The organism is Desulforegula conservatrix Mb1Pa (assembly GCF_000426225.1).
Classification (GTDB): Bacteria; Desulfobacterota; Desulfobacteria; order Desulfobacterales; family Desulforegulaceae; genus Desulforegula; species Desulforegula conservatrix.
In genome coordinates this window covers 1-23,783 of record NZ_AUEY01000063.1, presented here as the reverse complement: position 1 = coordinate 23,783, position 23,783 = coordinate 1, and the positions used below count along the sequence as shown (strand labels likewise).

Sequence of the window (23,783 nt, the reverse complement as noted above, 5' to 3'; positions counted from 1 at the left end):
TCTTTAAGGCTTTTACTGCCAATGGTCATACCGGTTTCAAGAACAATAAGGGTTTCCTTGAGCGTCAGGGTATTACCTTCGATGGCATTGGAGTTATACGTCCATTCTACCATCAGCTGCTTTTGCAGGCGACTTACTATTGATGGAGAAAGAGGCCTGAATGTGTCTATCAGCCTTTTGGCTTCATCTATTCTGTTTAATAATATTTTTATACGATCGTTTTTCATAAAATTTATCTTATCCGATCATAATACATGAGTCAATGCAAACCATGATCGGATATAATATTATTATATGCATACGATCATGGCTTCTATTCATTAATAGAAATGAATTCTGTTCTTGAAATAGTTTAAAAAAGGAGCGGAATTATAATAAAATGACTTATCGATCACAGTTTGGGCCACTTTTTCTGAATCCAGCGGGGAAGGGGAGGCTCCTATATATAAGGTTTAAATGACGGGGCTTGAATGGGTCTGTGATCTATAAGGAACATTAACGAGCACAGATAGAGATTGTCTAAATGCATAAAATACGAGGTACTACCAGTATAATTTTCCATTTTTGAAGGAAAAAGGTCTGATTTATGTGTCGGCGTAAGTAGAAAATCCTCATTATCGATATTTCAGCAGCTTGAAATGGTTTGAACCCATGCCTCCGATAGATCCATCGTTGATGACGAAGTGGCGCAAGTGAGTTGGAGAAGCTGATGCTGAAGCAGACCATTTAGGAAGACTTAAAGATGAAAGTCGTAAAACAGTCTGGACTAATTATTCGTAAATTTCAGGTTAACAGATTCTGGAAAAAAATTACCGTAAACTATCGCCTATCTTTTTTATGAAGTGAAAGCACCCATCTAAAAATTAGATTCCTTAACAAACCAAGAAAAAATATTTTCAAATAGTCTAAAAGCCAAAGGAGCAGAATTGACCTTAATAATTACATCACCCTTCATTAATCTTGAGATGTGGGCCGAATTATTATCTGTAATAGCAGGATCAAGCCATATTTGGTAAAAGCTTTCGTTGGTTTTAAGCATGCCATCGGTACTTCTCAAGACAGGAATGTCTCCGCCATGAACGGATGCAAGGCATAGTTCATCAAATTTTGCGGTGCCTATTCCCCGCACCTCACTTACAAAACATTCAACATGACTATTTAAGCCGCTTTCTTCATAAAACTTTGCCCGCATCCCATTTTTTATTAAGCTGATATATTCTTCGTTAATATATGCCTTAACCTTATTTTTGTTTTCGTTCAGCAGCACAGCCAGAAGATTTTTGCGGGACACCCATAATCCAGGCCTGATTCCTCTGGCAATCTCTTTTACTGTTCCATTATCATTAGCCTTAATCGTCAGTCGTTGAATTTGTTCCCTGAAACCTTCGACTCTCTCAATAGCCGCGATAAGCTCCTTTTGAGTCACTTGATATTTATCAAAATAATTTTCACTGTTTGATATCTGAGTATATTTCTTATTAAGAATTTCAAGCTCATATGTTGCTATTTTCATTTCATAGCCTAACAAATTATCTTCAAGGATAAAAAGCGTGTCGCCTTTTTTTATTTCTTGACCAACAGCAATTTTGACTTCTTTAATCTGTGCTGAAACATGCGGATATATTTTTGATATTGTAGCCGAGCGCATGACCGCCGGTATTTTTATATTTTTGTCCCATGGAACAAAAAATACAAACACTACAACCCCAAGAACTGCAAAAAACAATAATAAACGATTACGCTTTATTTGTTTCCTTATCTGGAACCATACTTTGATTTCAGAGTAGAACGGTTTTACAATAAACCAGGTGATTTCAACAAAAAAAAGAAAGATTCCTAGAGCCTTAAAAGAAAATCTATAAACGAGAAATGCGATGCCTATAAAAACTACTAATCTGTATATCCATGTTGTTATTGCATAAAGAATAACAAAAACCATCTTTCTCAAACTCATAGATTCAGGGCATGGAGTATTTATTCCAAGTAACACCTTCCTGAGGAACCATTTTCCTATCGCAAAAGATCTCGTTTGGAAATTTGGCATATCAAGTAGATCAGAAACTATATAATAACCATCAAAACGCATAAAAGGTGAAAGATTTAAAAAGAATGATCTTACCCATATTGTTGAAGAAATCAGAAAAAAAGCGCTGCGCACAGGGCCATCCTGGCATAAGGCCCATCCTGCAGTTGCTAAAACAGCAAGATACATCTCCGCAAATACACCAGATACCGATATCATTAGTCTTGATCTGTTGTCTTTGAGTTTCCAAGCATCCGTATTGTCAGTATAAAAAACCGGCCACATAACTAAAAAAACAATGCCCATTGAAGGCACATTAAGACCATAGTTTTTTGCGGTATACGCATGCCCAAATTCATGAAGCAGCTTGGCTGTTATTGTTGCGAGGCCATAATAAAACAATCCCTTGATTGAGAAGAGATATATAAAAGTGTGTTTATATTCAACCCATCTGGTAAGAACAGAAAAAATACCGAAAAGTCCAAGCAGCGTAAATAATAATATTGAAAAAGGATGGGTCAGACATTTGGCAAAGCGAAGACTTTTCGAAAGAAATCTGTCTGGATTGAACAAATGAATTTTAATATACAAATAATTATGAAGTAGCCATTTAAGTATATTTAATTTGTTCTCAGATCTTAAGTGATGGGATTTTTTAAGCAAGCCGTTTACGGAAAGAAGCTGTTGTATGTCGAGAACCTCGTCCGCATCCGTTTTTATGAGAGTCTCCGTTGATACAGCCAGTGCAATATCCTCAGCGTTCCCTTGCCCCCATCTTGAAAGAATCTCAAATTCTGGCCATCCAATCATCCAGAAACGATTTCTCACTGGGTCATAAAGTTTCCATGTCGGCGATCCGCCTGGCCCTAAGGATCCCGGTAAGAGTTTAAGATCTTCACGCAGAGGTATTATCATAAACCTGTCAGCTGACGAATGTATGAGAGAGGCTTCCGTAAAATATAATAGAAAAATGGAACTCGTTTTCCGTAGATTTTTGCGCTTCCTCTGAGTCCAATCCGAGGGATTTTCTGACCAGCCTCAAAATCCCCCTTAAGCCTGAAGGCTACAATCCCTGAAGGAGTTGTTTCTGCTTCATAGCCAGCATGCTTTAATGAGGCCTTTAGAGGCTTTTGTGGTTCGATATTAAGAAAAACTTTTATTTCAGAACCATTATCAACATTTATAGCATCCTGAACAGGCAGCATTATTTCTGCTTCTACATTAGAAGGGGCCGCAACCTCCATTATTTTTTCACCGATTGAAACAGGCTTACCAAGCCAATCATATTGATCTGAGAAAATAACAACTCCATCAATCGGAGCCTTAATCTTAATCATAGAAAGTTTTTCTGACAGATAGTTTAACTCAGCCTGCTTCAAATCAACTCTTGATTCAAGTATCTGTGCCATGGCTCTGCTTGGTTCGTCAATAAAGCCCTTCTGTGTAGAGCTTTTAAGCTCTGCTTTGGCCACATTGAGAGCTTTAGAGACAACCTCATATTCATTTCTAATTTTGATGTCATCAAACTTAAAAAGCAAGCCGCCCTTCTCTACTTCTTGATTTGGAACGACAAAAAATTCTTTTACAACAGCTTCTACTGGAGCTGTAATTATATACGGATTTTTGGATTTTATTTCTAGTGAACCTACGGAAGAAAGGCGAATTGGAAAAATCATAAGCAAGAAAAAAACTGCTATTAAATATTTTCGGGATTTTTTTTCACTAACTGATTCAAAAAATCCTATAAAAAATGATTTATGACATGAAAAATGAGCGAGCCATGCGTAGTAGAATGAACTTGTAATTATTGATGCAATTTCTCTTTCTGCGTCAAGCCATGGCTCAGAGCGAATAAAAAAAATACCGCCACCAGCTTTTTTGTCTGGCCCAGTCAACGGGCAGTAAAGAAGTTCTCCTATTCCCCATTCAAGCCAGGCATCTTTGTCATCAGGACTAACCAAATCGGAGATACAAAAGCATTTTATGTTGTCATCCTGATTTGAACTAACAACATTTTTTGCGAATCTGATAATAAAATCAATATATGGACTTCTTATATCGAATGAATCAGTTCCCGAAACATTTTCAATTATAACGTCATTAGCTTTTTTAATCCTCCAAAAAAATGCCTGTTTATATTTAATGAGTTTTGTAGATTCATTAAGCATCAAAAAGGATGCATGTTCTGGCGTTTCAGCAGCTCGGAAGATCTTCTCAAGTTCTATAATTGAACTTAAATAATCCAGTTGTTGTCGAGCAATTTTTAAATCCATCAAATCTATTTTCTCGTGAAAAAGTTCCGGCCTTTTTCAACATTTACAGTTTTATGCTGTCGCGCTCAAAAACTATTTAGTATTAAAATTGCAGACTCCGGTCATGCCTGGAATAAGATCCTTAGAAGGATTTTCTATATCTGCCTTGATTTCTATAGTTTGGCTCACAGAATCTATTCTGGCACCTATTGATTTTACTTTAGCATTATATTTATTACCTGTTTCATCAATACTTACAGAAAAAGTAGTACCCGTTTTAATCCATTTAATCCATTTTGACGGTATAAAAGTCTGTAACTCAACTTTGGTATCATCAATTATTTCAATCAAAGGCTTGCCTGGTGTTACATATTCATAAGGATCCACAAGTCTTTTAACGACTTTCCCATTAAATGGCGCTTTTAAAGAACATTTTTTCACCTGGATTGTACTGTATTCAAGATCTGCTTTGGTCATTCCCAATTTAGACTCGGCTGAGACAATTTCAATTTCACTTAAAGTACTCATTTTCGAAAGTTTCTGATTTATGGAGACGGTCTTACCCGCTTCTTCATAAGCTATTTTTGCCTTGGCAAGCAGTGCATTATATACTGAACAGTCAAGACAGAGAAGCTCCTGGCCTTCACTGAAAGGCTGTCCCATATCAACGGATATTTTTTGTATGGTTGCGGCCAGTTCTCCAGAAAGTATAGTTTTACTACGAGGTAGCACAAGTGCCCTTACTGCACTTGATTCTGCTCCTGAAAAAACGGACGGAGAATTATCCTGATCCGTCCTTTCAGCACAAAATACAACCGAATGGCAAAAAACAAGGCCGCAAAAAAATATAATAACAAGTTTCTTCATTTATGACTTAATTCTAATTATGAAAGAGGCTTCCCACAGTATCAAGTATGGACTTACGGCCACTCTCAAAGGAGCCGGAAACGCTTCTAAGTTGTGAACTAAACCCACCAACAAATAAAGGGGCACTTTTATCTGCCACTCTGCTAACAGGAGCAGATTCAACGGATCCAATATCAATGAATCCACCCTGTACTCTCTCAAGGCCAGTCTGATCAGTTAGCGGTATACCGCCCTGACCAGACACTGCTGAAGGATTACCTGTATTTATCGCCTGGCTTACAGGGCCAAGGGAATGAGACATAGTCAGTCCTGCGCCATATGAAAGTGGTCTGAGATCAGGATTCGCGGCAACCAAATCTGTAGCTACGCTTCCTGTAACAGATGCTTGTGTAAACAAGTTATATCCAAGGCTTGTAACTGGTCCAAAATTTTCTCCAGATACTATGGTATGTCCAAGTTCTGTATGTGCTGATGTTCCGTCAGCATTCACAACTGAGTAGACAGCGTCACCCTGAGATGCTGTATTCATTGCTATAGTCGAATGCGACATAATAACAGAGCCGCTCATGTTTAAAATACCACCTGCTTTTAAACCTAAATCGCTCGGTGTAGGAGATCCTTCTCCAGCCCATTTTGCCTCATTTCCGGATACTGTTGAAGAAATTATCCTTAACTCCGTGCCTGCATTGGTTAGGCCTGCGCCTGTGTATGCGAGATTGCCATTAATACAGCTACGATCAATTGTTATTTTGCCGTTCAAGGCATTGGCAACTCCTCCTCCGGAACCCAGGCTAATATTATTAGAAACCATCGTGTCTTTTACTATTGTTGTGCCTATCGCATTAAAAACACCGGCGCCTCCCTGAGTAGCACGGTTTTTTTCAATTAAAGACGAATCAATAATCGTATCACCAGCAACAACTATTCCTCCACCTGTTTCAGAAGTATTTTGCGAGATAAGAGAGTCTCTTATCATGGCAGGTTTATTTGTAAACACTCCCCCACCATAAAGGGTCGCTGAATTACCAGATATAAACACATTATCTAAAGTGAGGGAACCGTCACTAGACACACCTCCTCCACCAATTGATGATGAATTCTGTTCAATGGAGCTGTCTTTTATCGTCAACGTATCATTTGCCCCATTGCATACACCCCCGCCCCATTCATTTGCCGAGTTTTCAAGAATTTCAGATTGATCAATAAGAAGGGTTCCCTGGTTGTAAATGCCTCCACCGGTGGTTGAGGCGGTGTTGCCTTGAACTTTTATTGAGTTAAAGTATGCTTGTTCAGTCGAGCATAAAATACCTGCTCCATTGCTCGAACTGTTATCATTGATAACGGAATCTTTTATTGATATATCTTTTATTATTAATATTCCTCCACCGAAGGTTGAGCCGGAATTTTGATATATTTCTGAAGATTCTATAACGGTTTTCCCATCACTCGATAAACCAGCTCCGCCTATTGAGGCCCTATTACCATGAATATCTGAATTGGTGATCGATAGTATTGATGTTCCGGTATTGCATATTCCTCCACCAAATTCACTGGCAATATTATCATATATTTCAGATGAGTTTACCAATGCCTTGGTGCAATTGAATAACCCTGCACCAGATTTTTGAGCAATATTATCGAATATGTAAGAATTCTTAATAGAAAAACTTGTGCCTGTATTAAAAATACCGCCGCCATATTCGGTTGAGTTATTGTGGATTGAGACGTTGTCTAACTGAATGTTGCCATAGTTAACAATAGCAGCTCCTGCAGAGACAGCATTGCAGTTTCTTATTTCTGAATTGCTTATCGACAAGAAACCTCTGTTGCATATTCCTCCACCGTCACTGGCGGACCCATTTTGAATTACAAGGCCTTGTATATCAGCTCCTGAAAATGAGACAATTTCTAATGCTCGAGATGCATTTTGTGCGTCTATTATCACATCAGGGGCATTATCATTATTTATATCGGCAGCTATGGTTAGGGTCGTTCCAAGAGGGCCTGAAATCAAAAGCTCATTGCCGTTAAGGGTTATTTTATTGCTTGAGCCTGAAAAAACAGAGCTGTCAAAGGTTATGGTATAATTTTCATTGACCTGGGATTGGTTTGTAAAATTCAAAGCTTCGCGAAGACTGATTTTTCCATCAGACGCTACTGAATCCTGGTTTGTATTAACTACAAACATGTTTCCGCTACCGTTATAAACAACAGTTACTACAGCTGTGGAAGTTGCACCATTATGATCCATGATTGAATAACTGAAGGTATCGGTGAAGATCTCTCCTCTTATAATATTTTGTGGCAAAGGTGCAGAAGCCTGATTGTAATGGATTTTGCCGTCTTGAGAAAGATTTAAGCTAAATCCAAGAGCACTTTGCGAATCAAGATTTGTAATCATAAGGCCATTGCCATAATCATTTGAAAGCAACTTGGAGGTTGATATCTCCAGAGCAGTATTTTCCTTTGCGCCCACAAAATCAATATTTCCTGTTGCAGCAACATCAGGTTTCATTTCAACAGAACCGATATCGATTCTGCCATCAATGACCCTGTTTTCAGATCTTTGAGCTGTCAATGGAACTCCATTCTGGCCAGAAACATATGATGCATTACCCGCATTTATTGCCTGACTTCCGGAACCGAGAAGATGAGTTTTTGTCAGACCGCCATTAAATGAGAGGGGCTGCAGTACAGGATTGGCATTCATAAGATCTGTTGAAACAGAGCCTGCAACTTCTGCTTGGGTAAAAAGATTATAACCAGAGCTGTTCAGGACACCAACAACATTGCCAGATAATATTGTATGACCTGTCTTTATTTGACCAGCATCATATTCAGGGCCCGCATAATTTGTAATTGAATTGCCGTTATTTCCATCATTAAATGCTACAGTGGAGTGTTTGAGATCAACCGTACCTGAAACATTCAGGATTCCGCCGCCTTTCAGAAAAATTGCGGATGGCTCAGGTTGAGGCGCTGTATCTGGAATGCTGACAGTGGCATTGCCAGAGATGGTCGATGAAATTATTTTCATCTCATAATTTGTTCCGTCCTCCGGCATATACGCGGTATAATTCATTGCCCCGGCACCCAAAAAAGCCCTGTTATCTGAAATGGTGCTTTTATCCATCGTGAAGTTGCCGTCAAGATTAAAAATTCCGCCACCTGATCCATTGTATATTTCTGAGAGATATTCGGCAGCTTCATGATTATATGAGGCCGTATTTCCTGACACAGATGTACTATCAAGCGTAACACTGCCTTCTGAGTTCATTATTCCAGCGCCTGTCGTCGCAATGTTTCCGATTATCTGGCTTTCTTTAATAACCGCATTTCCACCACTGACACTGATGCCTCCGCCTGCAAACGCAGATCCGTCAGATATGTTTGTACCTGAAACAACAAGACTCAATGATTTGCTATCGATTGCGCCGCCGCTATCGCCTGCAACGTTGCCGGTAAATGTACAGCCATTAATTTCAGTAGAATCACCGGATGCATAGAGTCCTCCGCCTGATCCGGTATAGCTATCATTATTGCCCGCCTTGTTCAGATTGAATGTCGAAGAGGCAATGATTGCATCGCCTTTGGAGTATATGCCTCCTCCGGAAGCTGTGGCTTCATTTGAATTCAGCGTAACGCCTCTTATTTCATTTACTGAATCAGAACCCGTATAAATACCGCCACCAAACTTTGCGGTATTTTCAGATAATGTCAGTGCTGAAGCCTGCATGCGGCCATCATTTGCGATAGCCCCTCCATTTTTTGCAGAATTACTGTCGATCACACTGTTTTTTATGTCAAGCGTTCCATGGCTTTCGTTATATATTGCTCCTCCATAATTCCCTGAAGAGTTTGAAAGCAGTTCAGAATTCTTTATCTCAAGAGTTCCTGAATTATACAGTCCGCCACCGTTGCTGCTGGAATATCCATCTTTGATAACAAGACCGTCAATCTGAACATTAGAGCCTGAGCTGATCACAAAAGCGCTCGAGCGGCTATCTGCATTTATAACAACATCAGCATGTCCATCATTATTCAGATCACCATCAATTGTAAGCTTGGTACCGCTCATATTGGATATATTTATTCTCTGACCGCCCAAAACTATCGTATTTGCGCTGCCATTAAAAACAGCGCTGTCAAAAGTGATTGTATAATCTTTGCCTGACTGGGTTCCTGCGAAATTCAGGGCTTCCCGCAGACTTATTTTCCCGTCATTGGCAACGGTATCTGATGTTGTTGACACCGAAATAATATTATCAATCCCATTTATATTGATGGAAACTTTGCCGGTTGATGTTTCACCGTTGGCATTTTTAATTGTATATTCAAAAGAATCCTTGATTGTTTCACCGCTTCCAGCTGCAAGAAGTCCGACAACGCCTGAGGGGTCGTAAGAAACGCTTCCTGTCTGGGCGTTGTACAGCACTTTGCCTCCTGAAGTGCTTGTTGAGGCTACAGAGACAATCGACACGTTGGCACCAATATCGTTTGAAAGAAGCTGGGAAGTAGAAATTTCTATGCCTGATTTTTCAGATATCGAAAAAGAATCTGTTTTGGCAAGTATAGTGACTGGCGGATATGATGATTCATACGCCCCGATATCAATCCTGCCTCCGGTTACTCTGTTGTTTCCTGCCTGATCGAGAAGTGGAACTCCGCTTACACCAGCAACAAAGGTAGGGTCGCCAGCATCTATTGCCTGACTTGTCCTGTCAAGTTTATGATAAAAAGAGGTGTTTTCAGATGCGGTTATATCCATCAGACCGGCGTCTGCACCTTTAAGATCATTGCCGATACTACCTTCAACGATCGACTGGGTAAAAAGGTTGTAGCCATTGCTTGATATTGGCCCAGACACGGATCCTGAAACAATAGTATGTCCGAAGCCTGTTCTAGCATAGTCTGACTCCACAACAGAATGAACTGTCTGACCGCCGGATTCGGCAGTATTGAAACCAATCGTGGAATGACTGATATCGAGCACTCCATCTACATTCAGTATACCTCCTCCCTTGCCGCCGAGAGGATCATTCTGTGGAGGTGTTCCGTTGCCTATCCAACCGGCTTTGTTGCCTGATATGGTTGAATTTAAAATATCAGCCCTGCCTGAAAAATTGGATATTCCGGCTCCAGACCATGAACGGTTCATATAAACAGTAGACCTGTCGAGGGAGAGAGTCAGATTTACAGGATAGCTCTCATTGCATATTCCGCCGCCGCTTTTCAGTGCGTCATTGAATTTTATAATCGTATACTTGGTAGAAACTACACCTGAGTTGAAAATTCCGCCGCCATTGTTCCCAGCGGAATTTGAATATATTTCTGAAGATGCGATATCTGCATACGCATATTCAGTGTTATAAATGCCGGCTCCATTATTATTAGAGCTGTTCTCATAAATATCGCTGTCAGTTAATGTCAGTGTTCCATCATTGAATATGCCGCCGCCATTAAGAGTGGCTGTATTGGATTCTATGTTCGTTTTTGAGACTGAAAGAGTTGCGCCCTGGGTATTGAAAATGCCGGCTCCTGATCCGGAAGAAGAATCATTGATTCCCGATCTGGCAATTGAGGCTTCTCCGCTGTTATAAATTGCTCCGCCCTCATTTAGCGAGCTGTTAGAAGCAAAAAACGAGCGGTCAATTGAGACTGTACCAGAGTTAAAGACAGCTCCGCCGCGACCCGCGCCAGTCTCAGAATGGCAATTCTCAAAAGAACCGTCCAATATTTCAAGAGTCCCTTGATTGGCAACCCCTCCGCCATTTTGAGCTGAACCGTTTATCACACTAAGTTGTTTTAATACGGCATGTGTTCCTGAATTTATATTAAAAACGCCTGAGTTGTTATTTCCATCGATTTCAACATCGCCGGCCAAACTTCCGTCAATCGTTATGACAACTCCGGCCTTTCCGGATACATTGAGCGCTGACCCGCTTAAAACGATGGTATGACTGCTGTACGTAAACGCGTCTGAACTGAAGTTGATGGTAACATTCTCATCCGAGTTAGACGCGGTAGCAAGGGCTTCCCTAAGACTTGTAACACCGTCGTTGGCATTCACTACATCAGTTCTGGTGTCTACAACTATTGCCTGAAAAATATTGGTATATGAATTTCTTGCGTGAGAACCCACAACGACAGAAGCTTCGATTGTTCCTGTTCTTACTTCAAGATCCCAATCGCCGCCTTTTGATTCGTGGCCTGTGGCATCATCTGATGCAGCCACGTCCCGGCCAGTAACTACGGAAAGCTTTTCGACAAATCCCCTGCCCGCCTCTCCGTGGCCTGTGCCGCAGCCGTATACGAGAATATCTCCTCCCTGCTTTAACGAACTGCCCCAGGAACCAACTTCGGAACTCCTTGCTTCAAGGGCATTGCTGTTAAGGCTTGATGAGCCGAGCATGGCAGATCCTTCTGAGCCATGGGAAATCAGGTGGACAGAGTCAAGATTGTGCCTTTGAGACAATACGCTGGAAATCTGGGCAATGCCGTCCTTTCCGGGATCAAGAACCACAACCTCGGCATTGGCTGATATTCCGCTGACAAGGGTATTCAAATCAGGAACAGACGAATCAACAAAAACGATTTCCGTTTTTTGTGAAAAAGCTGTCGCGGCACGCGAAGAAGAATCTAAATTTGCGGCATCAGATTCAATGTGAAACAATGGCTGCGGTGATCCATGAAATGATTCAGCGCCTGACATGGCAGAAAAAGCATCGATTAATACAGCCGGAGCCGCAGCGTCATACAGGATTCTTGGCTCAAGTGCCATGATCATGCTTCCTGTCCGTCTTCCGGCAGAAATTGATTTTTGGTGATTATTTTTGTTTCTGCTGCTTTTTCTGAAAAGTCCCATGGATCAGTTTCTCCTTGTATATCTGCCCTTATTTTGATTCTGAATATTTGTCTTGTTGCAGTCTGTTGGAGTGATCAGACCTCATTTTCATTTTAGGCATGCATTATATTCTTAAAACATCCGCCCCCGAGTTTCTCGGCTTAACTACCCGGCGTTTCATATTTTATACTGCTGATACTTTCGTGAATGCCAAACCTGACAACTTAATTTTATCAATGATTTTTTTTAAACATTCTGATACAAAAATGGTTCTTCCTGCTTCTCCTGGAAGTGTGAATATGTTGTGGCTTTTTACAATACTTATATTAAGTACAGGTTTCACGATCATATCCCCTGCCATTATGGACTTTTCTTTATTAATGACAGAATAATTTTCGGGGAAATGGAGCACGAAATATTTTTTACAGTGCCCATTTACGTCTGAAACAATAGCCTCCAGCCACTGCAATTGATCATTTTCCGAACGATTATTTTCTATAATCTTTTGCAAATTCTCAGAACATAATCTTACCCCTAAATCATTTGTTAAATAATCTGCAAATTCACCATCCCGTAATTCAAGCGATAGTGGTGACCATGATTCGATTTTTGTTCCGCTTATAGGAAGTAAAAATGGGTCTACATCAGGAGCGGCATAGGCTACACCATATGGCTCATAATCATTGTCTTCAGAATATGTCATTTGAAAGTATTTCATAATCTATTCCCATCCAAATTTTCTTAACAAGCTAGGATTTTGTCGAACTGGTTCTTTGATATATTTTTCAAAAAGGTTTAAAAACTCGCCTGTGTCTTTTCCAGCTTCACGGGCTGCTCGCTCCATTCCACGCTCCACAAAATCATGATAAACGTTAGGATGCCGTCCTTGATGTGGCATGATCTCCTTATTCCATGAATCACCTAAGTCAAGTCCGTATTGATCCGCGATCTTCTTCATACGTGGAGTGTATGTCTTATTTTTATTGGTAGCAAAATGATGTAATTGATTTGGTATCTCTGACGCATCATCTGCAAGCTCAGGCACTGTCTCTTCAAGTTTTTTACCGGCATTGTCGACATCTTTAATCGCTTGGACAGCCAAAGATCCAAAAAGCAGGCCTCCTGTAATCGTTGCATATTCACCAGCTACATTAGCGTTAGTTTTACTATCAACTAAAACCGTATTGGAAGCCTCAGGAGCATTTACGTTACTAGGATTTGTTAAATCAGAACCGACATAAGATATCAAAGCCAGAACTGCAAACTGCCAAATATGCCCATCCGGATCTGTGTACTTCAGAGGATTATTCCTGCAGTAAGCATACCTGTTCAGACTGATGGGATCGTACCAGTCCGGAGTAACGGTATCAGGAGAAAGAAATTGAGCCAGAGCAGGATCATAGAGCCTTGCGTCATAGTTCATCAGGCCGGTTTCAGTGTCTCTTTCCTGATCCGTGAAGGTGTAGTGAACCTCGGCGTCTCCAACAGGCGAGCGTTCAAGGCCGTAAGGATAATAACCTCCGGCAGGTGAATAAAGCGTCCCGTTTCTTGTCAGAACAGTCGTGCTGCCAAGATGATCCTTGTGGAAATATACAGGAGCCTCGCCAGGAGATGAGCTTGCTATCCTCTGGTTTCCGGCGAATATATACCTGACCTGCTTGCCAGTGCGCTCTTCAAAAATATCTCCTGCGTAATATGAAGTTCCGTAACCAGAGGTCTTGACCGCACGTTTATTGTCTCCGTCATACACTATTTCAACCGCAGCCGAACCGCCCGATGAAATATTGACAGGCATATTGTCCGAGTTAAACGAGATCTTTCTTTGGGTAACATCACCGGATGCGTTTACGGATGCATGATCCGTCATGTTACCGTTGGAGTCATACCGGTATTCTACTCGGTCATAATCATCATCTGTATAGACATTAAGATATTTTACCGCATGCGGTTTTATGGGGTCAGGGTGATAATCATAATCTGCATAATCATAATCATAATAAACATCGGTATTAGGCTCAGATGTATAACAATCGGTAATTTCCGATTTCAGCTGATGGCGCTCGCCATATTCATAAGTCCTGAGGCTTCCGGATGCATTATCCGTTATTGTCTTAACGTCTCCGGCTTTTGTATATGTGTATGCAAGATCTTGAACAGCGTCTCCTGAACCAGGAAGAGTCGTCTTTATGGTTCCCAGCCTTGATGATTTTGAATCATATGAGTAATTTGTTGTTACTCCGTCACCATAAACGATCTGTTTTATCTGGCCGCTTGGGGTATATGCGCCAATAGATGCGCTTGCATCCTGAGTGGTGACAGAAGAAACAAGAGATGTTCCAGGATGATAGTTATAGCTGGCCTTATAGCCTCCTGTTCCTGGATAGTTGATCTCCTCTATTCTTCCTGCTACGTCATATTTTGTTTCAGTAATATAATTGATCGAATTCAGTATATTTCTGGTTTTTCTGATTTGACGGCCTTCGATGTCATATGAAAAAGAATCTTTTATATCTCCCTTTTCAACATAAGTCAGTTTCCCTATGGAATTTGAACATTCAGGCTGGTCATATTTCCACAAAACAGGAGGTGTTTTTGATTTATATTTTCTCTGTACTATTCGGTTTTGCTCATCAAATAGCTGGATTATGGAATTGCCGTTTCCGTCTGTATAATTGGTGAGATTTCCATTATTATCGTAGTAATAGTTCCATACCCCAAGGTCAGGATCTTCTTTTTTGAACATTCGACCAAGGGTATCGTAATGCATTTTTGTAACAATTTCTGGGAACTCGAGATTAGAATTTTCTTTTGTCACAATTACAAGATCATTGGCGGCATTATATGTATAGGAAACCCATATTCCATCATACACTTGCGAAATTCTGCCAATACAATCCTTTATGATTTCTTTTGTTGAACCATCAGGATCTTTTATGGTGGTTGACGAACCAGCATATTCATATTGAGTTGTCAGAGCGCCATGATTGGTATCATAACTTCTGACAAGAGTTGGGTTATTATGCTCATCATATTCTGTTTCTGCGACTTTTGAGTTTCCTTCATCTGGAGACTCGACAAACAAATAGGAATTCGTTTCAAAAGGTCCTACAACCCTGGAGACACGCCCCATATTGTCGTAATAAGTACGTGTGGCAAGAAAAACAGATTGAGCGCCTCTTGTAGTTTCCTGAATTTTTCTACCAAGGCCATCAATGTAAGTTATGCTTTCAATAATATCGCCGCTCTTTGATCCGCCCCATGTGTTTGTGACAGTATAATTGGGTCTTCCATCATCAAAATCAAAATAGGTATTTTGTATCCAACCACCTTCAGGTTTATTGGTTTTTATGAGTCTGCCAAAACCGTCATACTCGTAAGTAGTAGTGTCCTTACTGTTTCTGCTATAGTTTCTGCCTTTTTCCTCGATGGGTTTCCCGGCATTGTAATCATACTTAGGATATTCCACTATATGTTCTGTTATTCTGGATGAAACAGACTCCGTGGTGGCTGGGTATACTATTTTGGCAGGATAAGTATTCGTCTGGCTGTCATAAACTGTTTCTGTTGCATAGCCCTTAGCATCTATAACTTTCGTAGTATTTCCATAGTCGTCATAATCATAGGTTATTATAAGAGACGGCTTGCCTTCAAGGTAGCGTTTTTCTGTCTTTGGATTTCCTGAGACGTCGAAATCGGTAAATTCCGTTTGTCTTACAATCGTTGTTGGAAATGCATAAGCCCTTAATGATTTAACAGATTTTTGAATAAAGCTACTTAAAGAATCAGGAAGACGAGCAGAAGCTTTTGCAAGCATCCCTACATCATCATTATTTGCGTCAGATGTATCTAATGTTTTTTTACTTATACGCCACATCCACTCATGATTACTAATCTGTGTGTAATCATAAGTGTTGACAATAGACTCATCAGCAGCCCAAGGATCGCCTAAACGCCCAATTATTGCTTCTGATTTAACAAAACCATTTTCATGGTTGTAGGTATAATTAATTCTTTTATTAACAGCACATTCACTTCCACAATCCCCATAGATAAGCTCAGACGTTTCAGAAATAAGATATACATGCGCCCATAAACGATTTATTATAGGAGGTTCATCTTCGTCTCCAGGCTCTGGAGGATCTTCGCTTCCATAAATATCTGGAAGAGGCGCCCAGTTATAGTTAAATCTAAAGAGAAGATCACCACTCGATTCACCACCCGCCTTTGCCATAGGCTCTGAATGCCGAAAGCCCTCTACCTTTGAAGCTCTTCCTTTTCTAAAAGCATCCTGGTGATATGTGGTTATGACGGTTGAGCCATCCGGCCTATCAACTGTCATATATTTAAACCCTCTGAATTCTCTTTCCTTTTTATCAAAATAACCATTGCTGTAGGAATAATTGAATTCAGATTCGTTGTTTTCCATATTTTTTCTGGATTTTAATAAAATTTTGGAAACAACAGGAGTAACGAATGGTAAAGGAATTTCCTCATCAAAATCAGAGCTAGGTTTGTATTCTATTGAAACTTCGGAGCCTTTGCCGTTGGATATTGATTTGACAAGTTCACCGTCCGATGGTTTTCCCCAAATGTATCGAGCCCCTTGAAATATAACGTCAGTATTTCCATCCTTGTCTATATCAGCCAGATGCGTCAAAGCTTTGTTGTGCATTTCCGCACCATCTGGAAGGACTCTTACATAGCTATCAGGTATATGAACTCTTTGGTTAGAAGGTGTTCTTCCAAATGTTCCATCTCCATTGCCATAATAGCAATAAAGCATATTTTTTGGATTTTTATAGTAATAGAACACTAAATCAATTAAGCCATCTTTGTTTATATCATTCAACAATACCTTTTGCCTGCCACCTGTCTGTGCAAAATTTGTTGAGTTTGGTACATAAGTAGGAATTTCTTCGTCAAAAAAAGTGCCGTCACCCTTGCCTAAATAAACAATGTATTTATCCCGGTGTATTTTAAAAATATCTGCGATTCCATCACCATTAAAATCAACAAGAGCATAAAATCCATTTTGGAAAACACCTATTTCCATTTGCCCTTGGTACTGGAAGGTTTCGTCTGGTCTTGAAATTGCCAGATATCGTGTTTTATTCTTAGCACAGATTATAAGATCGGATCTTCCGTCACCATTTATATCAGTAGGAAGAACATCGTAGATAGCAGGTAAGCCCTTTGGTGGAACAGATTGAGAATCAAATGAAAGCAAGTGCTCGTCTCCGAAAGCGATTTCACCATCCTTGCTTTCGGATAATCTGTAATATATGTTTTGACCAGCTGTTGGTTTATAAACTACGTCAGCTCGTGAATCTCCATTTAGATCCATAAAACTCAATACAGATCGACCCTCTTTCATTATTGGTTCTTGAGATTCGAGTTTATATTTAAAATCGGGCGCTTTTTCAAAAGGCGCTAAAAAATAATCTTTTACAAGCTCTTGTCGACCTCCACTTTTGTCAATGCCGTAAATAGATAGCAAACCATTGTTATTAACTTGATTATAATAAACAAGCTCTTGTTTTCCATCACCATTTATATCTGCCCAATAAATTCGATCCCAGCATTCCTCAGTGTGCTGTGGAGACTCACAATCAAACTCCTGTTTGTACCCCATGTCCGCCATGCATAAAGGATAAGCTTGACCTTCCAAGGCATTTAAAACAGGATCTATTGGATTATACACCCCCCACCCTATTTTAACTGAAGGAAGTCTTTTATTGCTTTGAGGATCTTCCTGTGTAACAGAGATCAATTGTGATCTATTACTATTTCTTGTCCAATTTTCTTCATCCGTAGGTGGAGCAGAAAAAGAATCATCCTCAGAATAGTTAAGTATAAAATTTCGTATTTGTTTTTCATGACCTTCCGCAAGAGTATAAATCTGTATTGATGATAGCCGCTTTGCAGTAGAAGCTATTGTTGCTTGATCAATACAACTTAAAAAAGCATCTGGTCTATCTTCAAGAACAAAATCTATTTTATAGCCTGGTGTGCTACCATTTGCATGTCCTGTGTATTTTATTTCAGAAGGATATAGCGTTCCGTTGTCTTTATTATAAGAAAAAATTATGTTATTGCCATTAGCATCTTCTATCTTGTCTAAATACCAAGCAAAGACCCCTTTACTATTTTCATAACGAGAAGAAGGTGTACTTCCAAAGTACATTTTTTTACCATCTCTTGCATATACAATCCATCCTCCATTTGCCGATGAAGAATGTTGAGTCGAATAATAGAATTTACTGAATTCTGATTCTATTTTCTTGCCAAAATAGCCTTCGCCCCAAATTGCAGCTTTATCAACGAGATCATCATCTCCGCCCATATTCTTGATTTCAAACTTATTACTTTCATAATCAAGACCATCTTTTGTGGATCGTTGAATAACTCCAAAAGATAAATCCCAGCCGATACCCAGCCAGCCATTTTTTTTACTATTCTGATAATGTAATGTTAAGTCTGGTGTTAAGCCTTGGCGGCCCGAGGGGATAGCAATTTGTATTCCTGAATTGAAACTGCCACTTGAAGAATTCGCTGAAATATTGAAAGAGCCAAAATCTATCTTGCTTGTTATTAGAGGGAAGCCGGCTGCTTGTCCAGTAACAGGTGGTTCTCCTGACCTGCCATCATCCTTTTCCGAATTAGAATCTTTATTGACACTATTATTTGATTCCTGATCATTATTTTTATCAGATAAATCTATGCCAACAGCTTCAGTATTATCTATATTATTGGATAAATATTCAGAATCACTTTTTGAGCTATCGTCTATATTCCCTGAAGCAAATGCAACTGCTATTCTAAAATCTATTACTAATAGGAAAAGTATTAATAAAAATCTATTTTTGTTCATTATTATATCCTTAATAATCAATCTTTATCGGCATCTTCAACTATTTTTCTCATATAATAAATTCTGCCCAACTTGTCGTATTTATAACTGATAGTTATTTTTTTTCTCTGCCCTGATTTTGCGGAAATCTTTGAAGATAAATTTGCTTCTTTAACAGTTGGAGTTGATAGTTTTTGGTGGTCTGGAGCTATTTTTAGGGCCTCATTTTTTATGGAAGGTATGGGATCATTGGCAAAAGCAAGACTATAAAATGTAAAAATAAATACAATCAACATGTACTCAGTTCTGACCTTCATAACACCACCAATATCCTATTAATAGCTAAGTTAAGTAAAAAAAATTAAATATAGTTAATTATCCGAGAATATAATTTGTGTCAAATATTAAGGTTTTATCCTGTACGAATTAATTGAATACTTTTTAATCATGGTCCATCCTTTATAATTATCGTAGGTTGATCCGGCTATATCATAAAGGGACTTTTCTTCAATCTTATCATTATACAAATCTATACCTGTGGAATTTATTACTCTGCCTACTGAATTCTGTAAGTCTGCAAATGCAAGAATATGCCTGACGCTGTTTACCATAGATGTCATCATGGGCAATAACGCCGCAAGTTCCCCTATTCGTCCTGCTTTATATTCAGCTTCTTTTCGCGCAGCAAGTCTTTCAGAAACAGAATTTAGTCGTTTGCAGATATTAAATTCATCCTTTGCGATTAAATATTTTTGAACTGACAAATTAACCTGAGATATAACGGCCATCGATTTTGCTTTTATCATCATTCTGGTCATGGATTCTTTAATTTCTGCGGCATCTAATTTATTAAAACCTGAAAATATATTGAATAAATTCAGAGATGCCTGTGTACCAGCATTTAGCCATGTATTGTTATAAAGGAAATCGTTGCTGTCATAATAATAACCGCCGTAGATATTAATACCCGGAAGCATGCCAAGCATCGCTTTTTTTGCTTCCTGTGCACTTATTCTCAGACGATATTCATCTTCTCTCAACTCGGGTCTGTAAACAAACGCAAGTTCTTCAATATCTTTAACAGGAATATCCAAAGTCAAATCATCAGTATTGTCCCAGTCAATATCAGGAAAATTAATATTTGTTCCGGGCGGCTGATTTATGAGTGTGGCAAGTTCAATTTCAGATGTTGAAAGCTTTTGCATTAACTCTTTCAATAGTCGTATGTTTTCAAGTAGGGTTTGCTGATAAACAAGGCTTTCATCCAAAGATACATTCCGATCTTCAGATGCTTTGCTGTATTTTGATAAGGCAACCTCACATTTTTCAAGCAGGCTTTTCAATTTTCCCGAAAGCATCTCGGCTCCGGCAGCTTTAAAGTAGGCGAATCTGACATCCTGAACAAGATTCTGTGAGGCTTTTCTTCTGCGCTCCTCTATTACAAGAACACTGTCAGCATATTGCTTGGCTCTGACATAACTCAGACCAAAATCAAGCACATTCCATGTGAGGCCTATGCTTGATGTACGCTTGTCTTTCTCCTCAGAGCCTGTAGAAGTTAGAGATTTTGTTCCTGCAAAAGGACCTGACAGATAAATGCTTGAACCTCCACTTTCATTATTTCTGTGACTGTAACCTGCTGAAGATACTATTTCAGGAAGCATATCGAAGTGACTTATCGTTAAATCACTTTTTGCAAGGGCTGTCTCAAAAAGTCCTGCTCTGTAATCGAGATTATACTTAAGAGCTCTTGCTATAGCCTCTTCTAATGAGAGGGGGTTAATAAGGGGTTCCTGTTTTTCAAATAGATGTGCTTTATTCTCTTTCGCTCTTGTTTCAATTTCGTTCATTTTTATAGGTTCGGGAGATACAGCACATCCGGATAAAAAAACGATTAAACACAATAAAAAAAGCCGCACTATCAATATTCCTTTTCAAATTAGGATGAAGCGGACAAAATAATCCGGCTTTATGGAAAAGAAAAGTTATATTTATCCTTATTTTGTGATGTGTAGTTAACATAACTTATCACTGCTTGTTGAATTCAATTCCTTTGAACATTCTCAATTAAGGAGCAATCAGTAAAAGGAGAGACCAAAGCCTTAATTGCTAAAAACTTCAATATTAGCAGAGAAACTCTTTATAAATATCTGAATAAATAAAACCACATCTTAAAACCTCAATATATTGATCATTAATACTATCCGTTGACAAGTTTTCTTTATAATGCAAATAAACAAAATACATGTTTGCATTATAACCTTATTCAAGGGACTATTTTAATGACATCTGATAATAAAAAAGCCCAAATTGTTTCTATCCTCAACCAAAAAGGCGGCGTCGGCAAAACGACCACAACCGTTAATTTAAGCCATGCCGTGGGACTCAAAGAGTTTAAAGTCCTTGTAATCGATATGGACCCTCAGTGCAATGCTTCCATGATTTTAGGGAAGCTATCTCCCTTCGAGCAGCCAAAAACTATAGTTGATTTATTTACAAGTGAATCAAATATATCAGACTGCATTGTACCCACCAAATACAAAAATGTCGATATGGTCTCATCCCACATGGATCTGTTCGCCGTTAAAACACAAATTACAGGTACAACTGAAGGTGTTGTGGGCCTCAGAAAGAAAATAGACAAGGCAACTCTTTCGAAATACGATTTCATTATAATTGATTGCCAGCCTGATATCGGAGGAGCTCTTGTCACTAATGCCCTCGTTATTTCCGATAAGTACATCGTACCTGTAGGTGCTGAAGATGTTTTTGGACTGCGCGGAATCAAGCAGCTCGAAACAGCGGTAAAATCTGTAAGAGAATCCATCAATGAAAAAATCAAGATGCTCGGAGTCTTGATTACTATGGCTGACTACAGATCCAATGCCACCTCAGTCATGATCGAGACTATAAATACTCATTTCAAAGAAGGCGAAGTTTTCGAAACTGTAATAAAAAGAAACGCATCTATTAATACCGCTTTCATGCAAAATAAATCTGTCATTTCCCATGATGGGAGAACGCCAGGCGCGGTTGACTACTCGAAACTTGCAGATGAATTCTTAGCGAAAATAGGTCAGTAAAATGGCAAAAGGAAAACTCACCCGAATAAGTCATGCCGATTTGTTAAAACAATCCCTATTATCAGTAATGGATGATGATGCAGAATATTTTGATAAAAATGAGCCGTCCCCTATTCCTGATACTTCTGACCGAGTAACCGATCAACCTACAGAATTACCGATTTACCAATTAACCGACCGAGTAATAAATATACCGAGCACCATACCGAATAACCGAGCAGATATGGATTCGGTTAACCGAGCAAATGACCGGATAACCGACCGAGCAGCAGAAATACCAAATAACCGAGCAGAATACCGAACGGCTGAAATACCGAATGACCGAGCAAATAACCAAATAACCGATATACCAAATAACCGAATCGTTCTTCCTGAAATTGATTGGAGACGAAAACCTTCTGATCTGAATAACCATCAATACCAGTTATTACACGCTATCTATTTCCACAGGCCTTTCAAAGTCGATGCAGAAAGAAACGATGGGATAGGCGACCTCATAGTGCCTCCTGTTTCTGTTGATAATGTAAGAAGCAGAATTAAAAGCCTTCTTAAAAAGGGTTATATACTGGACAGATTCAGCGTCAATTGTAGCCCTCAAAAAATGACAACATGCATAGTAAACACGGACAAATGCCTTCCCTTGTTTGGGGAAACACACATACGGAATGATGACCAGCTAAAATTGAGATCTAACTCTCCAGATCCCATGTTTTATAGCCGAGTAGCCGAGATACCGGATAACCGAGTACATAACCGGATAACCGAATCTTATTTTAACCGACCGGATAACCGACCTACCGAGTCACCGAATAACCGACAAGACACTCTTATAAGTAGTAGTAGTAGTAGTTATTTTAAAAATACAACTACTACAGCGAATGACTCGGTAACCGATTGGATCAGAGAACAGCTACTACATCCTGAATTAGAATTTTGGAATTCAAATAATATTTCAGTGGAACAGGTTACCAGGGCAATATCATCCGTAGTTGTCGAACCAGAGGTATTAATTCAAAGCATGAAATATTATGCTTTTGAGGCATCAAAACCAGATGCCAAACAACCTGATACTAACCATTGGTTTTATTTCCTTGGAGGCGTGAAGAAAAACGGACTGTGGCTCAGACCATCAGGTTATGAAAGCCATGAAGAACGAGCAATCAGAATCAAAGATGAAATCATCAAGTCTCGCCAGGATGAATTAACAAAACTGAGAGAAAGAAACCTGAAGGCCGCCCAGTTAGAAAGAGATCTTGAATTTGAGAATTTCTTCGCCAGATTTTCAGAAAATCCAACAGACCCACGCTATGATGATTTATATAATGCCGCCATAAATGATTTCGAACGTGGGCGCATGAAAAGCAAGAATCATAATACGGTGAAAACTGTATGGTTAAGATTGTTGGGTGAATTACCTATTAACCGAGTAACCGAGTAACTTTATGTGAGTGTTATAACAATAGGGGAAAGACAAAAAGGTGTTTCCAAACTTCCTAAAAGCCTCAAAAGAAAACAAATTTACAATCATGGCTTGACAATGCCTTAAATTTCGTTTTGAAGACCATATTTTGCCTATTGATGAAAAAATAGCTAAAGAATTGGGTGCTTCCAGGCTCTATCTTTAAAAACCGGCAATAAAATTCCTGTAATAGATTCTTTTATAGCTGCGACTGGCATTTTTAATAAAATGTCTGTAATGACAAGAAACATAGACGATATGAGAATACCCGGTCTTGCTATCTTTAACCCTTGGAATTAAAAAAGTAGATAATATGAACAAACTCGAATTGATCGAAAAATTAAAAACAGAGGCAAGAATAACAAGACCTGAAGCCGTTAGGATCGTAAATCTTTTTTTTGATGA

Annotated in this window: 11 protein-coding genes and 1 pseudogene; 3 read left to right on the top strand and 9 right to left on the bottom strand. The window is 39.2% G+C overall.

Annotation, left to right across the window (positions count from 1 at the left end; genetic code table 11):
- The 9 genes and pseudogenes from K245_RS0116775 to K245_RS0116735 all read right to left on the bottom strand — a co-directional run.
- A pseudogene (locus K245_RS0116775) lies at positions 1 to 227 on the bottom strand (hypothetical protein); the annotation flags it as partial.
- Positions 228 to 856: 629 nt separating this feature from the next.
- On the bottom strand, positions 857 to 2,329 hold the full coding sequence (locus K245_RS0116770; protein ID WP_198013913.1) for an HlyD family efflux transporter periplasmic adaptor subunit: 1,473 nt from the start codon (positions 2,327 to 2,329) through the stop codon (positions 857 to 859).
- 605 nt (positions 2,330 to 2,934) lie between these two features.
- Entirely contained in the window at positions 2,935 to 4,296 is a 1,362-nt protein-coding gene (locus tag K245_RS0116765; RefSeq protein WP_027360162.1) for an efflux RND transporter periplasmic adaptor subunit, read from the bottom strand.
- A gap of 72 nt (positions 4,297 to 4,368) precedes the next feature.
- Positions 4,369 to 5,142: an efflux RND transporter periplasmic adaptor subunit gene (locus K245_RS25015; RefSeq protein WP_051284270.1), complete on the bottom strand. Its 774-nt coding sequence runs from the start codon at positions 5,140 to 5,142 to the stop codon at positions 4,369 to 4,371.
- A gap of 13 nt (positions 5,143 to 5,155) precedes the next feature.
- Positions 5,156 to 12,007: a DUF4347 domain-containing protein gene (locus K245_RS0116755; RefSeq protein WP_027360161.1), complete on the bottom strand. Its 6,852-nt coding sequence runs from the start codon at positions 12,005 to 12,007 to the stop codon at positions 5,156 to 5,158.
- Positions 12,008 to 12,170: 163 nt separating this feature from the next.
- Positions 12,171 to 12,704, bottom strand: a complete 534-nt coding sequence (locus K245_RS0116750) for an imm11 family protein (protein ID WP_027360160.1) — start codon at positions 12,702 to 12,704, stop codon at positions 12,171 to 12,173.
- A 3-nt stretch (positions 12,705 to 12,707) separates the two neighbouring features.
- Positions 12,708 to 18,857, bottom strand: coding sequence for an FG-GAP-like repeat-containing protein (locus K245_RS0116745; protein WP_027360159.1), 6,150 nt, complete (start codon positions 18,855 to 18,857; stop codon positions 12,708 to 12,710).
- A 17-nt stretch (positions 18,858 to 18,874) separates the two neighbouring features.
- Entirely contained in the window at positions 18,875 to 19,153 is a 279-nt protein-coding gene (locus K245_RS0116740; RefSeq protein ID WP_027360158.1) for a hypothetical protein, read from the bottom strand.
- A gap of 87 nt (positions 19,154 to 19,240) precedes the next feature.
- Positions 19,241 to 20,686, bottom strand: a complete 1,446-nt coding sequence (locus tag K245_RS0116735; protein ID WP_027360157.1) for a TolC family protein — start codon at positions 20,684 to 20,686, stop codon at positions 19,241 to 19,243.
- A 216-nt stretch (positions 20,687 to 20,902) separates the two neighbouring features.
- Here K245_RS0116735 and K245_RS28600 point away from each other — a divergent pair, with 216 nt between their 5' ends.
- The 3 genes from K245_RS28600 (at position 20,903) to K245_RS0116725 (ending at position 23,357) form a co-directional block, all read left to right on the top strand.
- Positions 20,903 to 20,998 carry a helix-turn-helix domain-containing protein gene (locus tag K245_RS28600; protein WP_084156381.1) on the top strand — a complete coding sequence of 32 codons (96 nt, stop codon included), beginning with the start codon at positions 20,903 to 20,905 and terminating at the stop codon, positions 20,996 to 20,998.
- Between the two features lie 120 nt (positions 20,999 to 21,118).
- Complete coding sequence (locus tag K245_RS25010; RefSeq protein WP_051284268.1) at positions 21,119 to 21,919, top strand: ParA family protein; 801 nt, start codon at positions 21,119 to 21,121, stop codon at positions 21,917 to 21,919.
- Between the two features lies 1 nt (position 21,920).
- Positions 21,921 to 23,357, top strand: a complete 1,437-nt coding sequence (locus tag K245_RS0116725; protein WP_027360156.1) for a hypothetical protein — start codon at positions 21,921 to 21,923, stop codon at positions 23,355 to 23,357.
- Positions 23,358 to 23,783: the final 426 nt, after the last annotated feature.